Consider the following 17,022-nt stretch of genomic DNA (forward strand, 5'->3'; position numbering starts at 1 on the left):
CGGGCCGAGTGCGTGGGCCGGGCGTGCGGCTGTGTGCGAGTCGGCTGCGTGGGCCGACGTGCGCGAGCTGTGTGCGAGTCGGGCGTGCGGGCTGGGCATGCGGCCGAGTGCGTGGGTGGGCCTGCGTGCGGCTGTGGGTGTGGGCCGGGTGCCTGGGCTGGGCGTGCGAGTCGGGTGCGTGGCCGGGGGTGCGGCTGTGTGCGGGCCGGGTGCGTGGGCTGGGCGTGCGGGCTGGATGTGTGGGCGGGGTGCGGATCAGCCGTTGCGGCTCTCGTGGACGAGGATCGCGACCTGGACGCGGTTGGCGCAGCCGAGCTTGGCGAGGATGCGGGACACGTAGGTCTTCACGGTCGCCACGCTCATCAGCAGCGCGGCGCTGATGTCGGCGTTGGAGCGGCCCTCGGCGACGGCCTCGGCGACCTTCAGCTCGGCCGGGGTGAGCGACTCCAGTGCCCGCCCGGCCGCGGCCCGGCGGGCGGCGGTGTCGTCGCGGACCACGTGCTCGACGAGGCGCCGCACCACCGACGGCGACAGCATCTGCTCGCCGGCCGCGACCCTGCGGACCGCGTCGAGGATGGCGAGGGGCGGGGTGTCCTTGAGCAGGAAGCCGTGCGCCCCGAGGCGCAACGCCCGCAGCACGTGCTCATCGGTGTCGAACGTGGTCAGCACGACCACGGCCCCCGGCAGCCCTTCGGCCCGCAGCGCTTCGAGGGCGGCGAGCCCGTCCATCCGCGGCATCCGGATGTCCATCAGCACCACGTCGGGCCGGTTGGCACGCACGACCCGGACCGCCTCTGCGCCGTCCCCGGCCTCACCGACCAGCTCCAGGTCGGCGTTGCCGCCGAGGACCATGGCCAGTCCCGCCCGGACCAGCGCATCGTCGTCGACGACCACGACCCGGATCACGCCCGCCACGGCAACCACGCCTCCAGGTGAAAGCCGACCTCGCCGGGCTGCGCCGGCTGAGCGGGCTGAATGGACTGCGCCGGATGAGCGGACTGAGCCGGCTGAGCGGACTGAGCCGGATGAGCGGGCTGCGCCGGCTGGGGGCGCGGCTCGGCGTGGCGGGGGCCGTGTTGCAGGCGGCCGCCGGCCAGGGTGACGCGCTCGGCGAGGCCGACCAGGCCCGACCGGGAGCCGGGCAGCGCGGGGCGCACCGGCACGGCCGGCAGGGGGTTGCGCAGCCACACGTGCAACTCGCCGCTGCTGGTCCGGTCGAGGCGGACCGCGACCTCGGCGCCGGGGGCGTGCTTCCGCGCGTTGGTCAGGCCCTCCTGCACGAGGCGGAACGCGGTCCGGTTGACCGCGGCCGGCAGCGTCTCCGGGGCGGCGTCGCCGTCGACGGTGAGCCGGTTGTCGAGGTGGACCGGGGTGCCGGCGCGGCGGACCTCCTCGATCAGGTCGTCGAGGTCGGCGAGGTCCTGCCGGGGGCGCAGCTCGTCGTCGTCGCTGGTGCGCAGGACACCGAGGATCTCGCGCAGCTCCTCCATCGCCTGGTGCGCGCTGGCCCGGATGGTGCCGCCGGTCTCCGCGACCTGCTCGCGGGTCAGGTCGCGGCGGATCTCCAGCGCGCCGGCGTGCAGGCTGATGAGGGAGATCCGGTGCGCGAGGACGTCGTGCATCTCGCGGGCGATCCGCTCCCGCTCCAGGCCGCGCAGCAGGTCGGCGCGCTGGGCGGCCTCGGCCTCGGCGCGCACCGCCCGCACCCGCAGCGACGCGATCAGCTCCCGCCTGGCGCGGACCGTCACGCCCCACGCGACGACGATCGCGAGGATCGCGACGGCCGCGGTGCTGGCGCCGACGACCTGCAGGTCCGGGTCCGGATATCGCAGCGTGAGCGGGATCGGCACCAGGAAGTGCGCGACGGCGACGGCGAGCGCCACCCGGAACGGCCGGTGCACCGCCACGGTGAACACCGCGATCGCGGTGGCCCCGCCGACGAAGTCGGTCAGCGCCGCCGGGATCAGCAGCAGCAGCGCCACCTGCACCGGCCACCGTCGCCGCCAGAACAGCAGCACCAGCGCCGGCAGGGTCACGGCGGTCGACAGCAGCAGCCGCTGGTCGCTGAGCGTGCCGTTGTCCAGGCCCGAGCTCGCCGCGACCACCATCGTCATCGCCGAGATCACGAACACGCTGACGTCGACCAGGACGTTGCGCGTCCGGCGGCCCGGCACCGCGCCGGCGGTCGCGTCGGCGGCGCTCACGAGCGCACCAGGGGGCGCCAGTGCTGCGTGGTGCCGTCGTCGCGGACCGTGTAGCCCAGCTTCTGCACCTCGTCGCGCAGCTCCGCGGCGTCGGTGACGCTCTTGTTGGTCAGGGCGACCGCCCGTGCGGCGAGGACCGCGTTGACGGAGCCCGGCAGGTCCGGCAGGTCCGGCACCCAGCGGCGGAACAGCGCCGCATACGGGTCGTCCTTCTGCCACGGATAGCCGTGTGCCTGGAACGCGGCGGCCACGCGCGTCCCGCCGGCGCCCTCCAGGCGCTCCCGCACCACCTGGCGCGACTCCCGGTCGAGCACCACCAGGTGCCGCCCGTCGACGAACACGGCCGAGACCTCACCGCGCGGCACCGTGCGGGCGGTGTCACCGAGCCGCAGCCGCAACTCGGCGTCCGCGACGGTCACCCGCAGCGTCTCGTGCACGGCGACGAACGCGAAGACCAGGCCGAGCAGCAACCCCGCACCGATCAGCGCGGCCCGGCCGAACCCGGAGTCCAGGGCTGCGACGAGCCGCAGCGGCCCGCCGAACGGCACCCACGGCAGGCTCAGCAGCCACCGCGCCAGCACCGGCAGCACCCACCCCACGGCGAGGCCGGCCACCGGGAACCCGGCCCAGATCAGCCACCGGTCGCTGCGGGACAGCCCCAGCTCGTGTTCTGCCATACGCATCACGGTAGGCAGCCGGGCGGTCCCCGGACAGTCTCCGAAAGTCGTCGCGTCCATCGCGCTCAGCCGCCCGCCGTGCCGGCGGCCGGGCTGCCGGTCGGGGTGATGTGCACCGACTCGACCCACGCGGGCGGCAGCGGCGGGTTTGCGCCGATCAGCCCGGCGATCAGCCGGCAGGCGGTCGGCTCGTCCGGCCACGGGGTGCCGCCGTCGGTGAGGACGACCACGATCTGCGGCCGGTCCGGCGAGCGCAGCGCCGCGGCGATCCCGACCCGCATGTCGGTGCCGCCGCCACCGCCGAGCTCGACCTGCTCCGTCTTCACCACGCGGGTCACGGCGTGCACGTCGGCGTCGCAGGCCACGACGGTCACCCGGTTGCCGCGGATGCCGACGGTCCGCAGCACGCCGGTCACCTCGCTCAACGCCGCGGCCAGGTCGTCGGTGCCCATCGAGCCGGACGTGTCGACGACGATCGCGACCCGCGGCAGCGGGCGGCGCAGGCTCGGCAGCACCACGCCGCGCATGGCGCCGGTGCGCCGGCCGGGCCGCGCATACGTGTAGTCGACCGCGCCGCTGGCCCATGCGACCGCCTGGCGCAGCGCGCCGGTCAGCAGCCGCCGCCAGTCGACGACCGGCTCGGCGATCTCGTCGGCCCAGCGCTGCCAGCCGCCGGGCACCGTGCCCCGGGACCGCACGTGCGCGCGGATCGCGTCGGCGGTCTGCCGGCGGATCGCGACCGCCTCGACGTCGCGGACACCGGGCCCGGTGCCGATCGCGTCGTCGAGCTCGCCGCGGACGGGGATGCCGTGCGCGCCCGACCCGCACTGCACCAGGTGCTCGTGCGTGTGCGGGATGCCGGCCAGATACTCCTCGAACAGCCGCCCCTCCGGCAGCCCGAACGTCGAGGGCTCCACCCGCGACGCCGGCAGCGCCAGCCGGTCGGCGACCAGGTCGTCGTTGATCTCGCAGTCCTGGGCGAGGTTGACCCGCAGGTGGTCGGCGCGGTCCGCGGCGGGCAGCCGGTCCGCGCGGCCGTGGTGGTCGCGCAGCAGGTGCGCCACCTCGTGCACCCACACCCCGGCGAGCTCCTCGACGCTGTGCCCGTCGATGAACTCGGGCGACACATACAGCCGCCACCGCCGGTCGACACCCATCGTCGCCAGGTGCCGGCTCGGCACGACCGACAGCGCATACAGCGCCGTGGCCAGATACGGCCGCAGCATCGCCGCCTTGTAGCGCGCAGCGAGCAGCTTCGTGCGGTCCAGCGCCCGCGCCGCGGGCACGAGCGCGGGCGCGCCGGGCACGGGCGTGGGAGTCATCGCAGGGCGCCGGACAGGCTCAGGATGTCGATGAAGGCGTCGATCGTCGCCGGCACCGGCCACGCCGCCTGGCGCATCGCGGCGAGGTCGGCGGCGGCGCGGGCCGCCACGTCGGGCACCCCCGCGTCGACGGCCTTGCCCAGCACCGTCCAGCCGGCCTCCCACCGCTCGCGGGTCGTGTTGCTCTGCACGGCGGACACGACCGCCGTCAGGAACGCCAGCTGCCGGTCGCCGCGGGTGGGCAACTGGAACGCGTCAGGGTTGGCCAGGACCCGGTTCGGGTCCGGCAGGTCGAGCTCGTCGAGGTAGTTGACCAGCTCCAGCCCGGCGCCGTCGCCGATCGCGCCGATCAGCGCCGTGGACAGCGCGGCCCGCGACGTGTCGCTGGCCATGCCGAACGTGAGCAGCCGCAGCGCCATCTCCCAGGTGCGCGGCGACGGCCACGCCCCGCCGCGGGCCTCGGCGTCGGCGGGCAGGTGATGGGCCAGGCCCGGCCGCGCGGTGAGGAACCCCGACAGCGTGCCCCGCGCCCGGGCGAGCGCCGAGGCCCCGCGCTTCGGGTCGACGGGGGGATGTCGGCGGTCGGCCAGGTGCCGGCGAGGCCGCGGGCCACGACCGCCGGGTCGTGCGTCCAGTGCAGGTGGACGAACCGGTTCGCCAGGGGCGGGCTGAGGTGCCAGCCGTCGGCGGCGCTCGCGGGCGGGTTGGCCGCGGCGACGACCCGCACCGCGGGCGGCAGCTCGAGGCTGCCGACGCGCCGCTCCAGGACGACCCGCAGCAGCGCCGCCTGCACGGCCGGCGGTGCCGAGGACAGCTCGTCGAAGAAGATCAGCCCATAGCCGCGCTTCGCGAGCCGCACCGCCCAGTCGGGCGGCGCCATCGGCACACCCTGCGTGGCCGGGTCGTCGCCGACGACGGGCAGCCCGGCGAAGTCCGACGGCTCGTGGATGCTGGCGATGACCGTCTCCATCGGCACCTCGAGGCGGTCGGACAGCTGCTGCAGCGCGGAGGACTTGCCGATGCCGGGCTCGCCCCACAGCAGCACCGGCAGGTTGGCGGAGACGGCGAGTGCCAGCGCCTCCAGCTGCGTGTTGTCGCGGCGCTCCACACGGGTCGAACGGGTCGCGGCGAGCAGCTCGTCGGCCGCCGCGAGCAGGCTGAGCGCCGTGGGTTCTGCTGTCATGCGCGACACGGTAGCCGCCGGGTACGACATTTCCCGACCGTATTCCCACGCTCACAGTTCGACCAGGAACCACAGCTGCGAAAGGCGTCCCGCGGCACGTGCCAGGTCGGCCCAGCCCGCGCCGCTGAACGTGACAGCGCTCACGTCCGCGCCCATCGTGACGAGTGCCCGCACCGTCGTGACCGTCCCGCCGTTGGCGACCGCGTACAGCAGCGGCGTCAGACCCTCACGGTCCCGCGCCTCAAGGTCCAGCCCCGCGGCGAGCAGGTCCAGCAGCAGCGTCTCGACCCCGTCGTCCCGCAGATAGGCCAGGAAATGCAGCATCGTGCGCCGCGCGGGATCGCGGAGGTGCGGGTCGCCGCCGGCCGCCAGCCACGCCGCCAGCGCCGGGGTGTCGCCGTGCCGCGCCAGCCGCACCACCGTGTCCCGCCGCAGCCGCAGCGCCTTCGGCAGCGAGGCCAGGGGTCGTACCAGCCGAGATCACCCGGATCCGCGAACCGCCACGCACCGTCGTCGCGGCGGACCCGCACCGGTCCCGTCCCCGGCGACGGCGCGGGCGGCATCGTGGCAAGGCCGGGGAACAGCGCCGCGCCGACGAGCGGGTGCAGCGCCGAGGCCGGCAGCATCCCGAGCCGCACCAGGTCGGCGTCGACGGGCCGCTCGACCAGCGGCGCCGGCAGCCGCGGCAGCGCACCGGCCGCGGACGTGGCAGCGGACGTGGCAGCGGACGTGGCGTCCCCGCGCACCGTGCCCGCCGAGACCACGGTGGTGTACGCCCCGTCCACGTGATCCAGCAGCGCCTCCGGCGCGCCCACGACCCGCAGCGCCGCCCGCAGCCCGGTCAGGTCCAGCCGCCACACCCTGCGGGCGGATCCCCGGGACCGCAGGTCCGCCCGGCGCCCCAGCAGCGCGCTCAGGTCGAACCCGGCGAGCCGCCACGCCCCGATCCAGTCCCCGGCGTCCTGCAGCGTGATGACGTGCTCGGCGAGCCCCCACCGCTCCGGCGGCAGCCGCGACCCGTCGGCGTCCAGGAACGGCACCCGCGAGACCGCCCCGCCGCACCGCTCGCCGAGCGCGGCCGTGTGCCTGCTGTCCCAGTGTTCGCGGGTGTACAGCAGGCACCCCCGCCACGAGTCGGGCGGCACCGCGCCGTAGCGCAGGGCCAGCCGTTCGGGCTCACGCCGCACCACGAACAGCGCCCGGTCGCCGTACTCGTCGAGGACCGTGACGGGCAGCGCCGGGTCGAGGTGCCAGCGCAGGAGGTCCGGTACCAGATGCCGCAGGTCGTCCTCGACCCGCGCCGCGACCGCGCCGCCGTCGCCACGGGCGATCGCCGACGGATCCAGCTCGACGTCGACGTGCGCCGCCGCGCAGGCACCCCGCCAGTCCCCGGCGCGCCGCCGCGCCGTGGCCGCGGTGATCATCCACGCGGGCACCCCGAGCCGCCGCGTCCACCGCGCCGCCGCGAGCTCACGCCGCCACATCACGCAACCCCGGGCGTGGCCGCCTGCAGTGCCGCGAGCACGGACGGTTGCGCGTCGTGGTCCCGGGCGTGCTGCAGCGGTGTCCGTCCATTGTGGTCGGTGGCGGCCGGGTCGAGCCCGGCGGCGAGCAGCCGCGGCAGCAGCGCCGCCGACGGCAACCAGGTCAGCATGTGCAGCAGGGTACGTCCGTCGCCGTCGCGCAGGTGCGGGTCCAGACCCGCGTCGAGCCAGGCGGCGATCCCCGGCTCGTCGCCGAACCGCGCCTGCAGCACGACCAGCGAGCGCCGCGCCCGCAGCGCCTTCGGCAGCCGGCCCGCCGGCCGCCGCCGCCCCGTCGGCCGCCGCGACGCGGGGTGCGCCAGGCGTGCCGGACGGCGAAGCAGCCGTGCGGGCGCCGCCGAGCGCCAGGAGGGTCTCCTCGCGCCGGAACTCCTCGGCCGTGTGCGGGAAGCCGGTGTGCCACGCGCCCATGCAGCGCACCCGCACCGGCGCGGCGTCCGGGACCGGCACGGGCGGGCACGCGCGGCCGGCGTACCCGGGGAACATCGCCGCCGCGACCGCCGGGTGCAGGTCGCCGACCGCGACGGCCCCGGCGCGCACCAGGTCGGCGTCGACGGGCCGGTCCCGCTCCGGCGCCGACAGCACCGGCAGCCACCGGTCGGAGGCCCACACCTGCTCGACCCGCAGCGTCGCGGCGTCGACGCGCACCTGGCGGTTCCCGGTCAGCGGGACCACGGCCGCCGGCTGCCCGGCCCGCGCTGCGGCGGCCCGGACCGTGGCGGGCAGCGCGGCGAGGTCGACCGGCTGCGAGGCGAGCGCCGCCAGATAGGCGCCGCGCAGGTGCGGGTACTGCGGGTTCAGGGACGTGAGCAGCGGCTCCAGGTCGAACCCGGCGAGCCGCCACGCCGCCAGGGCCTCGTCGGGTCCCTGCTCCTGGAGGGTGACGAGCCGCTCGGCGACGCCGAACGCGGACGGCGGCAGCGGCACGCCGGCCGGGGTCAGGAACGGCGCACCGGCGGGCGCGAGCCGCCCGGCGGCCCGGGCGTCCCACCGGGACCCGGGCAGCCAGGGCGGCGTGTCCTCGGCGACGTGCAGCACCGGGCGCTGGTGGTGCGGGGCGGCCCGGGTCGTGACGAGCAGCGCGTGCCGCTCGTACCGGCGCAGCGTCAGCGTCCCGCCGAGGAACGTGCCGCCCCGGTCCAGGTCGCGCGGCAGGTGCCAGCGCAGCAGGTCCGGCGCCAGGTGCCGCAGGTCGTCCTCGACCGCCCGGGCGACGGCCGCACCGGCGTCGCGGGCGACCCGGCGCAGGCCGAACCCGACCTCGACGTCCGCCGCGGCGCACGCACCGGCCCAGTCGCCGGCGAGCCGCGCCCGCGTCGCCCGTTCGATCATCCAGCCGGGCACGGCGTACCGCCGGATCCGCTGCCAGGCGGCGACCTGCGCCCGGCCCGTCCTCACCTGAGGTCCTCCGGGTCGGCGCCCAGGTCCAGCAGCGCCCGGATCGCCTGCGGGGTGCCGCCCATCGTGACGGCGTGCCGCAGCGGGCTCAGCCCGAGCCGGTCACGGGCCCGGGGGTCGAGCCCGGCGTGGCGCAGCCGCGCCACCACCGGCCCCGGCTCCGGCAGCCACGCGAGCAGGTGCAGCAGGGTCCGGCCGAGATGGTCGCGCAGGTGCGGGTCGAGCCCGGCGTCGAGCCACGCGGCGATCGCCGGCCCGTCGCCGTTGACCGCGTGCAGGATGACCTGCTGGCGGCGCAGCCGCAGCGCCTTCGGTGTCCACGTGTCGGGGTCGTGCCATCCGGCCCGTGCCGCGAAGCACCCGCGCAGCGGCGCACCGCCGAGCGCCCGCAGCGCCAGCTCGCGGCGCATCTCCTCCGCCGTGTGGTGCCCGTCGCCGAGCACGTGCCACACGCCCTGGCAGCGGACCCGCACCGGCGTCACGTCGGGGACCGGGTCCGGCGGCCCGTCGAAGAGCCCGGCCAGCCCGGGGAAGAGCGCGTCACCGACCAGCGGGTGCAGCTCCTCCAGGGGCAGCAGCCCGTGCCGGACGAGGTCGAAGTCCACCGGCCGCTCACCGCGGACCGCGGGCACCTCGGGCGGCGGGATCGGCGCGCTGACGTACTGGACCCGCAGGTCCGCCCCGACCGTCAGCGGGAGGCTGACATGGGCGCCGAGCGGGACCCGGACCGGCCCGCCGCGCTCCTGCACGGCGGCGCGCACCTGGGCGAGGTCGTGCCGGGCGTCGCGCAGGTACGCCGTGATCCAGTGCCCCGCACCGATCATCGTCCGCAGCGGCTCGACGTCGAAGCCGGCCAGGGTCCACGCGGCGGCCCAGTCGCCGGCGTCCTGCGCCGCGATCACCCGCTCCGGGCCGGTCCACGACGCCTCGGGCAGGCGGTCACCGGTCGCGGTGAAGAACGGCAGGTGCCCGTCATAGCCGCCGCACCGGGTCAGCAGTCCGCCGGTGTACCGGGTGTCCCACCGCTCCCGGGCGTGCTCCATGCGGTGCCGGCCCGGGTGCGCCGCGCCGTCCGGTTCGCTCAGCACGAGTTCGAGCCGCTGGCTGGGTGTGCGCGGATGCCGGGGGCGGACGGTGAGCTCCAGCCGCCCGTACACCGCCAGCGGCACGGCGACCGGCAGCAGCGTCGTGGCGGGCAGGTCCCGGAACAGGTGCCAGCGCAGCAGGTCCGGGGCGAGGTGCCGCAGGTCGTCCTCGACCGCCTCGGCGACGGCGGCGCCGTGCTCGCGCCGGATCAGGACCGGGTCGAGGGCCACGTCGACGCCCGCCGCGTAGCAGGCGCCGCCGCCAGTCACCGGCGAGCCGCGCCGCCGTGGCCCGCTCGATCATCCAGCGCGGCACGGCGAGCCGCCGCACCCGGCGCCACACGCGCAGCTCGCGGCTCACCGGCACGGCCGCGTCACTCCCGCTGTGCTTGCAGGAACTCGAGCTCCGGCCGGCCGAAGCGGTCCAGGGTGTCGGCGAGGGAGACGCCGTTGTCGTCGACGGGCTCGGGGTCGGCGCCGGCGTCCAGCAGGGCACGGACCAGCTGCGCGGAGCCGGTGTCGTACACCGCCGTCTGCAGCGGGGTCATGCCGCGCCGGTCCCGGGCGTCGAGGTCCAGGCCGGCGGCGACGAGCCGGTGGAGCAGCGCCAGGTCACCGGGCCCGGCCATCAGCCCGCTGATGTGGTGCAGCAGCGTGCGGCCGTGCGGGTCGCGGGCGTGCGGGTCGACGCCGGCGTCCAGCAGCTCCAGGACACCGGGCAGGTCGCCGTGCTGGGCCCGCAGCATCAGGTCGCGGCGCAGCTCGTGCAGGGCGCGGGGGAGCGTCGAACCCGGTTCGCGCCAGGCCCGTTCGGCGGCGACACAGCCGTACACCTGACCGCCGAGTGCCAGCAGTGCCTGTTCGCGGCGGCGTTCCTCGTCGTCGTGCGGGATGTCGAAGCGTCCGCCGGTCATCCGCACGTGATGCCACGCACCGTCACGGCACCGCAACCGGGTGCCGCCGGCGGGTGCCGCCGATGCCGCTGTCACCGCCGGCGCGACCGGTGGCACGAGCGGCTCGGCCTCGGGGAAGAACGCCGCGTGCACGAGCGGGTGCAGCGACGGTACGGCCAGCACGCCGGCGCGGATCAGCTCGCCGTCGATCGGCCGCTCGTAGGACTCCGGGTCGAGGTGCCAGTCGGCGTTGCGGTCCCGGTAGCCGGTCTCCAGCCACTCGCCGGTCAGCTGCGGGCCCTCGAACCCGGTCAGCCTGACCAGGTGGCTCCAGCCGAACGGGATGCCGACCTGCCCGGTGCCGGTCCGATGGGCGCTGTCGCGGGCGGCGCCGACGACCGTTGCGTGGTCGGCGAGGAAGCCCTGCCAGTGCTGCTGCAGGATCCGGTTGCTCCAGCGGCTGGTGGGCTGCGGCGCCTCGGGGATGTCGGCGCCGGCCGCCTGCCACGCCTCGCGGAAGCGCCCGGCGTCGTGCAGCGTCAGGATCCGTTCGGTGAGCCCCCATGCCCGCTCCGGCAGCGGGTTGCCGGCCGGGTCGAAGAACGGCAGGTGCGTCCAGCCGCAGCCGGCCAGCAGCTTCCCGGACTCGCGGGCGTCCCACAGGTGGCGCCGGGCGCGGTAGTCGTGCAGCGCGTGGAACGGTCGCGGGCCGTCGTCCCACTCCCAGTCGTCCCACACGTCCGGGTCCAGCGGCTCCGCGGTGACGAACAGGCGCAGCCGCTGGGAGCCGAAGCCGAGACGGGTGCCGCCGGCGTACAGCGCGGGCCCGTCGCCCTTGCCGCTGCCGCCGGCGAGCTGCACGACCTGCCGGGCGTCGAGGTGGGTGTCGCCGCGGCCAGGTTTGCGCGGCAGGTGCCAGCGCAGCAGGTCGGGCGCGAAGTGGGCCAGGTCGTCCTCGAACGGCGCGTAGTCGCCCGCCGCGACGGCCGAGTCGGGCACGTCGACGTTCGCGGCGGCGCAGGCGGCCCGCCAGTCACCGGCGAGGCGGGCGGCGGTCGCGGCCCGGATCATCGACGGGGGCGTCGCCCAGCGCCGGATCCGGCCCCAGTTTCCGGCGCCGGCACGGGTCAGGATCGTCACCGGTACACGCTCACGATCTCGCTGCCGCCGCCGGCGTTCGGCTCTGCCGGCGGGAGCAGCGCGGTGATGGCCCGTTTCACGCGGCGCGGGACGTCCGGGCCGAGCGCGAGACGGGTGAGGTCGGTGGAGGGCAGCGCCGCGAGGAGCGCCTTGGCGCCCCGGCCGCCGACGCCGGTGTGGCGCAGGTCGAGCCGGCGCAGCGGGGTGCCGGGCAGCGCCGCGGCGAGCAGCGCGGCACCGTCGTCGCCGACCACGTTGTCGGCGGCGCCGAGCACCCGCAGCGACTGCGGCCGGCTCAGGTCGAGACTGTCCAACATGGACAACCGGTCGGCGATCCCGGCCACCGCGGCGGGGGACAGCCCGTTGCCGCCGAGCCCGAGCGTGCTGCCGGCGCTGGTGACGGCGTCGAGGACCGGGCGTGTCCCGTCGTCGCCGAGCCGGTTGGCGGCCAGGAACAGGCCGCGGACCCCGGCCTCGCGCAGCAGCCGCGCCAGCAGCGGCCCGGCGGACGGGCCGAGGCCGTTGCCGCCGAGGAACACCCGGGTCACCGGGGCCGGGCGGGCGACGAGCGCGTCGACGAGCGTTTCGAGCCCGGCGGTCGTCAGCCCCGTGTTGACCAGGTCGACGGTGTCGATGGTGGTGTTGCGCCGCAGCGTCGCGGCGAGCGCGGCGACCCCCTCGTCGCCGAGCGGGTTGCGCTTGAGCCACAGCGCCCGCACCCGGTCGTCGGCGGCGAGCCGCTCGAACAGTGGTGCCGCGCCGGCCGCGTCGATGGCGTTGCAGCCGAGGTACAGCGTCTCCACCCGATGCCCGGTGGGCAGCCCCTCGGCGAGGGCGGCGGTGCCGGTGGCGCCGAGGCCGTTGGTGCCCAGCAGCAGGTGCACGGCGTGCGGCGAGCCGACGACCCGGTCCAGGACCTGCGTCACGCCGGCCGCGCCGAGGCCCTGCTTGCACAGGTCGACCCGGCCGTCGGGCTGCAGCGTGCCGAGCGGGAAGCGTTCGGTGCCGTTGACGGGTGCCGGGTCGGCGAGCCGCCGCAGCAGCGGCGACAGGTCCGCGAGGTCGGCCTGCGGCACGGCCGGCACCGCGATGACCGGGCACGCGATCTCGGGGCTGCGCTCTACCATTGCACCACCTGGTAGTCCTTCAGGAAGACGCCGGAGATCCGGTCGCCGTGCACGCCGCGGACGATCGGGTCGTAGACCCGGGCGGCGCCGTCGACGACGTCGAGCGGCACCCGGAACCCGGCCTCGTGGAAGGCCTCCTTCGTGCCCTGCGGCCGCTCGTCGGTGACCCAGCCGGTGTCGACGCTGGTGACGTGGATGCCGTCGCGGGCGTAGTCCGCGGCGACGGTCCGGGTCAGCATGTTCAGGCCGGCCTTGGCCATGTTCGTGTGCGGGTGCCGGCTCGTCTTGTTGCGGCGGCTGAAGCTGCCCTCCATCGCCGAGACGTTGACGACGTACCGGTCGGGGTGCGGCGAGGCGAGCATCAGCGGGCGCAGCCGGGCGGTGAGCAGGAACGGCACGAACGCGTTGACGACCTGCACCTCCATCCACTCCCGGGGGCTGACCTCGTGCAGGTGCAGCACCCAGCTGTTGACGGGGCGCAGGTCGAGCGGCTCGCCGGTCTCGTCGACCGCGCCGAGCGGGAAGTAGTCCACTGTGGAGCGCAGCGCCGGCACCTGCGTCGCGGGCACGACGGGGACCGGCGGCGGTCCGCCCGGCTGGGTGCCCTCGATCGCGGCGGTTTCCGCGGCGCGCAGCGAGCGGTGGTATTCGAACGGGCGGGAGATGGTCTGCGCCGCGTTGTTGACGAGGATGTCGAGGTGCCCCCAGCGGGCGGTGACCGCGTCGACGAGCCCGACGACCGCGGGCAGGTCCAGGAAGTCCACGCCGTGCACCCGCAGCCGGTCCTGCCAGTCGCCGAAGTCGGCCTCGGCGGCGAACCGCCGCGCCGCGTCGTGCGGGAAGCGGGTGGTGACGATGACGTCGGCGCCGTCGCGCAGCAGCTTCAGCGCGGTCTGGAAACCGATCTTGATCCGGCCGCCGGTGACGAGCGCGCGCCGGCCGCGCAGGTCGCAGCGGGCGGTGCGCCGGGCCGTGTTGCCGGTCGAGCAGGGCCGGCACATCAGCGGGTACGCCCGGTTGACCGTGCGGTAGTGCTTCTTGCAGACGTAGCAGCGCCGGGCCCGCAGCAGCGCCGCGTCGTCCTCGGCGTGCTCGGGGCCGGTCAGCAGGCGGAGGTCGTGCGCGCCGGTGGCGGAGCGCCTGGCGGTCTTCTGCTGCTTCTTGCGGCTCTTGTACGCGCTGACGACCGCCTCGCGCACCGCGGGCGCTGACGGGTCGTCGTCCGCGCCCTTGAGTGCGGCGAGCACACGCAGGCACGCCGCGACGTCGGAGGGGTCCAGACGAGGCACCGGCAGAGCCTAGCCCCTGAGCGCAAGCGGCGAACGCGGGTATTGGGTGGACCGGCCGGAATCGAACCGGCGTCCTCCGCTCTGGCAAAGCGGTGCGTCGACCTCTGCGCTACGGCCCACCGCGGTCGAGCATAGACGCGCGGGCACAGCGTTTCGGGGCAGAGCCGGTCGGAATCGAACCGACGTCCTCCAGCGTGCTGTGCCGGCGCGACGACCTCTGCGCTACGACCCTGCCGGCGGGAAGCTTAGTACCCTCGTGCGAGGTTGGTAGAGCTGGTGTAGCACGAAGGTGTTGCCGTCGGGGTCGGAGAAGCTCGTGACCCGCGAGAACGGCCCCTCCTCGATCGGTCCGTCGAAGATGATGCCCCGCTCGGACAGCTCCTCGAAGGTCTTCTCGATGTCGTCGGTGTCCAGCACGATGCCGCGCAGGGAACCCGCGGGCATGGTCTCGAACCAGGTGACGAGGGTGAACGCGGTCTGGCCGTGCTTCGGCGCCACCTCGACCCACCGGCGGTCGCCGGAGTCGTTGTCGCTGACCAGCTCCCAGTCCAGCGCGTTGACGTAGAAGTCGCGTGCCCGGTCCTGGTCGCTCACCGGGATGGACACGATCTGCACGTGATCGATCGGCATGCTTTGCAGGGTACCGTCGGAAGTGTCCGTCTCGTGGCGAATTGCACCTCTTAGAGCAGCACCCATTCGGTGTGGACCGGCGCACCCTCGGCGGGCTCGCACCGCAGCCGCACCGACCCGGCCACGACACCCTGGAACCGGAACCGGCCCTCGTCGTCGACGTCGGTCTCGTGATTGCCCGAGGGGGACTCCAGCACCACCCGCGCAGGCACCGCCGGCGACACCTCACCGACCATCTCGACCGCGCCCTCACGGATCGTGGCCTGCACGTCGATCGTCAGTGAACCGCCGAAGAAGGACAGCAGCCGCGGCGAGCCGCCACCGCGGACCGCGACCAGCCGGGACGCCGCGGAGTCGGCGGTGAGCCGCGCCAGGGCCGCGTCCGGGTCGCGCCAGGCGATGCTGGCCCGCGCCGCGGACAGGACGTGGTCCGGCACCGGGTCGCGCCGGCCGGCGATGTCGCGCAATGCCCTCAGCACCTCTTCCTCCCCGATCATCGGGTCGGTCCTGCCCAGTACGTCATGTCGAACCCAATCTGCGTCGCAGCGTGCCGAGGCAGCGCTGCCGGGTCGGTCCGATGCTGCCGACCGGCACGTCGAGGGCGGCCGACACCTCGGCGTAGCTCGGCGGGGGATCGGCGATGAGCACCCGCAGCAGCTGCTGGCAGGGCTCCGACAGCGTGCGGAACTCGTGCCACAGCGCCGCGTCCCGCTCGTCGCGCAGCACGCCCGCGTCGGGCTCCTCGTCCTCGCCGGCGGTGCCGCCGGTGAGCGTGCCGCCGATGATCCCGACGAAGTCGGTGGCGGCGCCGGCCGGCACGTCCCGCCCGCCGCGGCGCAGCAGTGCCAGGGCCTCCCGCCGCGCGGTGGTCGCCAGCCACGAGCCGAGCTTGTCCGCGTCGCGAACGTCGTCGATGTGCTCGATCAGGCGCAGCCAGGTGGCCTGGCTGATGTCGGCGGCGTCGGAGGTGCCGAGCTGGAAGCTGCGCGCGACCGACCAGACAAGGTTGGCATATCTGTCCACGATGGACTCCCAAGCCTTCTGGTCGCCGGCGGCGGCCGCCCTCAGGACCGCGGCGTTTTCAGGCTCAGCCATGGTCTCGAAGGCTATCATCGCGCCCCCGGGGTGACGGGACGCGGCGACCTGCGTGCCGCACCCCGTCACCCCCCTCCCCCTGGTGTGGCTGCCGTGTCTGTGGTGTGCGCTGTGCCTGCCGTGGACGAGGATCACGCCAGCCCCGCATATCGGCCGTATCTGCGGGCCGCGCCCGCGATGACCGCCTCCGCCGCCAGCCGGGCCGAACCGGCCCCGGGCAGCGCGTCGGCGATCGCCGCGGCGACGAACGGCGCCGCGAACGACGTGCCGCTCCACGTGGCCCAGCCGTCGTCGAACCCCTCGTGGTTGACGAAGGTGCTCGTGACGTCGGCGCCCGGCGCCGCGAGCGTGATCCACGTGCCGGTGTTGCTCCAGTCGCTGATCCGCCGGCCGTCGTGCGCCGCGACGGCGATGACCCGCCGCCGCCACGACACGCTGGTGCCGGCGTAGGCCGCGGGCCAGAACGGCCGGTCGTGCTGCCCGTCGTTGCCGGCGGCGGCGACGACCACGCGGTCGCCGCTGCCCAGCAGCCGTGCCAGGGCCGCGGTCAGCAGCAGGGGCGGCCGGTCGTCGAGCGTGTAACCGCCCAGCGACAGGTTGATGATCTGATGGTCGTACGCCTGCCCGAGACCGGCGATCAGGTCGCTCTCACGGCAAACCCCGAACGTGTCGACGATCTTCATCACCCGTGGCCGCACCCGCTCGGACCTGGTGAGCAGCACCCCGGCGACGAAGTTGGCGTGCCCGACGTCACCGTCGCGCACCCCGTCCCCGCCGGCGTCCGTGCCGTCGCTCAGGTCGGACTCGAAGTCGTCGGTGACATACCGGTCCTTGGGCAGCGGGCTGTTCAGCCACACCCCGGTGTCCAGCACGAGCACCTCGACCTCCGGCACCTCATGGTCACGGACCGTGAGGTGGCCTGGTGCCGTCGGTCGCGGCGGGCCATACGGCCCGGCGTGCTCGAACGGCGTCGATACGAACACGTGATTGGGTCCGGCGGCCACCCTGGTGTCACCGGCCGCCTCGGCCTGGACCCGCACCCGCCTCGCGGCGCGCGCGACGTCCAGGCCAGGCAGCCGCACCCGCCGGAACCCGTCCGGGACATCCCCCTCCTCCACGATGTCCCCGACGATGAAGCCCTGCTCCACGAACGCCTGACGAGCGGTGGCGAAGTGGTCGTCGAGCACCAGGAGCTCATCCGCGACGAACCGCACCGGGGTGCCGTCCGCCCGGTCCTCGCGACGCACCCACCCCAGCCCGGCGAGCCGGCGGGCGCGTCGCGACCGCCACTGCTCCGAACGGGCGTCCGCTGGTGCCATGGCTCCTCCTCACGTGGTCTGCAGAGAAGAGGAGGCCCGTCGGGTTCCTGATACAAAAAACCTTGCCGACGTGTTCCCCCCGCTGTTTTCTGTCGTACGCGGGCGGCATGATGATG

At 75.4% G+C, this 17,022-nt stretch carries 13 protein-coding genes, 2 tRNA genes and 1 pseudogene; all 16 read right to left on the bottom strand.

What is annotated here, in order from left to right; all coding sequences use genetic code 11:
- Positions 1–255 precede the first annotated feature (255 nt).
- The 16 genes and pseudogenes from OHA72_RS20025 to OHA72_RS20105 all read right to left on the bottom strand — a co-directional run bounded on the left by OHA72_RS20025 (position 256) and on the right by OHA72_RS20105 (position 16,906).
- On the bottom strand, positions 256–915 hold the full coding sequence (locus tag OHA72_RS20025; protein WP_327009318.1) for a response regulator: 660 nt from the start codon (positions 913–915) through the stop codon (positions 256–258).
- Positions 903–2,204 carry a histidine kinase gene (locus OHA72_RS20030; protein ID WP_327009319.1) on the bottom strand — a complete coding sequence of 434 codons (1,302 nt, stop codon included), beginning with the start codon at positions 2,202–2,204 and terminating at the stop codon, positions 903–905. Before OHA72_RS20030 ends, OHA72_RS20025 begins: the two co-directional genes overlap by 13 nt.
- A complete protein-coding gene (locus OHA72_RS20035) occupies positions 2,201–2,881 on the bottom strand; it encodes a YqeB family protein (RefSeq protein ID WP_327009320.1) in 681 nt (226 codons plus the stop codon). The genes OHA72_RS20030 and OHA72_RS20035 overlap by 4 nt, the downstream gene beginning before the upstream one ends.
- A 65-nt stretch (positions 2,882–2,946) precedes the next feature.
- Positions 2,947–4,203, bottom strand: coding sequence for a vWA domain-containing protein (locus tag OHA72_RS20040; protein ID WP_327009321.1), 1,257 nt, complete (start codon positions 4,201–4,203; stop codon positions 2,947–2,949).
- Positions 4,200–5,386 (bottom strand): annotated as a pseudogene (locus OHA72_RS20050) (AAA family ATPase). The gene OHA72_RS20040 and the pseudogene OHA72_RS20050 overlap by 4 nt, the downstream one beginning before the upstream one ends.
- A gap of 51 nt (positions 5,387–5,437) precedes the next feature.
- Positions 5,438–5,806: an ankyrin repeat domain-containing protein gene (locus OHA72_RS20055; protein ID WP_327009324.1), complete on the bottom strand. Its 369-nt coding sequence runs from the start codon at positions 5,804–5,806 to the stop codon at positions 5,438–5,440.
- 2,518 nt (positions 5,807–8,324) lie between these two features.
- Complete coding sequence (locus OHA72_RS20060; RefSeq protein ID WP_327009325.1) at positions 8,325–9,683, bottom strand: ankyrin repeat domain-containing protein; 1,359 nt, start codon at positions 9,681–9,683, stop codon at positions 8,325–8,327.
- 104 nt (positions 9,684–9,787) lie between these two features.
- The gene (locus OHA72_RS20065) at positions 9,788–11,446 is read right to left on the bottom strand and encodes an ankyrin repeat domain-containing protein (protein WP_327009326.1); all 1,659 of its coding nucleotides are present in this window, start codon (positions 11,444–11,446) and stop codon (positions 9,788–9,790) included.
- Entirely contained in the window at positions 11,443–12,573 is a 1,131-nt protein-coding gene (locus OHA72_RS20070) for a leucine-rich repeat domain-containing protein (protein WP_327009327.1), read from the bottom strand. Before OHA72_RS20070 ends, OHA72_RS20065 begins: the two co-directional genes overlap by 4 nt.
- Complete coding sequence (locus OHA72_RS20075) at positions 12,567–13,862, bottom strand: SDR family NAD(P)-dependent oxidoreductase (protein WP_327009328.1); 1,296 nt, start codon at positions 13,860–13,862, stop codon at positions 12,567–12,569. The genes OHA72_RS20070 and OHA72_RS20075 overlap by 7 nt, the downstream gene beginning before the upstream one ends.
- A gap of 43 nt (positions 13,863–13,905) precedes the next feature.
- Positions 13,906–13,981, bottom strand: a tRNA-Gly gene (locus tag OHA72_RS20080).
- A 40-nt stretch (positions 13,982–14,021) separates the two neighbouring features.
- Positions 14,022–14,094 (bottom strand) — tRNA-Ala (locus OHA72_RS20085).
- The gene (locus OHA72_RS20090; protein ID WP_327009329.1) at positions 14,085–14,492 is read right to left on the bottom strand and encodes a VOC family protein; all 408 of its coding nucleotides are present in this window, start codon (positions 14,490–14,492) and stop codon (positions 14,085–14,087) included. The genes OHA72_RS20085 and OHA72_RS20090 overlap by 10 nt, the downstream gene beginning before the upstream one ends.
- Before the next feature lie 50 nt (positions 14,493–14,542).
- Positions 14,543–14,989: a hypothetical protein gene (locus OHA72_RS20095; RefSeq protein ID WP_327009330.1), complete on the bottom strand. Its 447-nt coding sequence runs from the start codon at positions 14,987–14,989 to the stop codon at positions 14,543–14,545.
- 22 nt (positions 14,990–15,011) lie between these two features.
- Complete coding sequence (locus OHA72_RS20100) at positions 15,012–15,587, bottom strand: RNA polymerase sigma factor (RefSeq protein ID WP_327009331.1); 576 nt, start codon at positions 15,585–15,587, stop codon at positions 15,012–15,014.
- A gap of 131 nt (positions 15,588–15,718) precedes the next feature.
- The gene (locus tag OHA72_RS20105; protein ID WP_327009332.1) at positions 15,719–16,906 is read right to left on the bottom strand and encodes a S8 family peptidase; all 1,188 of its coding nucleotides are present in this window, start codon (positions 16,904–16,906) and stop codon (positions 15,719–15,721) included.
- Positions 16,907–17,022: the final 116 nt, after the last annotated feature.

It is taken from the genome of Dactylosporangium sp. NBC_01737 (genome assembly GCF_035963215.1).
In the GTDB taxonomy this organism is placed as follows: Bacteria; Actinomycetota; Actinomycetes; order Mycobacteriales; family Micromonosporaceae; genus Dactylosporangium.

Coding starts and splice junctions, on each gene's coding strand:
- OHA72_RS20035 (WP_327009320.1), bottom strand. CDS start 2,881: ATGGCAGAACACGAGCTGGGGCTGTCCCGCAGCGACCGGTGGCTGATC.
- OHA72_RS20040 (WP_327009321.1), bottom strand. CDS start 4,203: ATGACTCCCACGCCCGTGCCCGGCGCGCCCGCGCTCGTGCCCGCGGCG.
- OHA72_RS20070 (WP_327009327.1), bottom strand. CDS start 12,573: ATGGTAGAGCGCAGCCCCGAGATCGCGTGCCCGGTCATCGCGGTGCCG.
- OHA72_RS20090 (WP_327009329.1), bottom strand. CDS start 14,492: ATGCCGATCGATCACGTGCAGATCGTGTCCATCCCGGTGAGCGACCAG.
- OHA72_RS20095 (WP_327009330.1), bottom strand. CDS start 14,989: ATGATCGGGGAGGAAGAGGTGCTGAGGGCATTGCGCGACATCGCCGGC.
- OHA72_RS20100 (WP_327009331.1), bottom strand. CDS start 15,587: ATGGCTGAGCCTGAAAACGCCGCGGTCCTGAGGGCGGCCGCCGCCGGC.
- OHA72_RS20105 (WP_327009332.1), bottom strand. CDS start 16,906: ATGGCACCAGCGGACGCCCGTTCGGAGCAGTGGCGGTCGCGACGCGCC.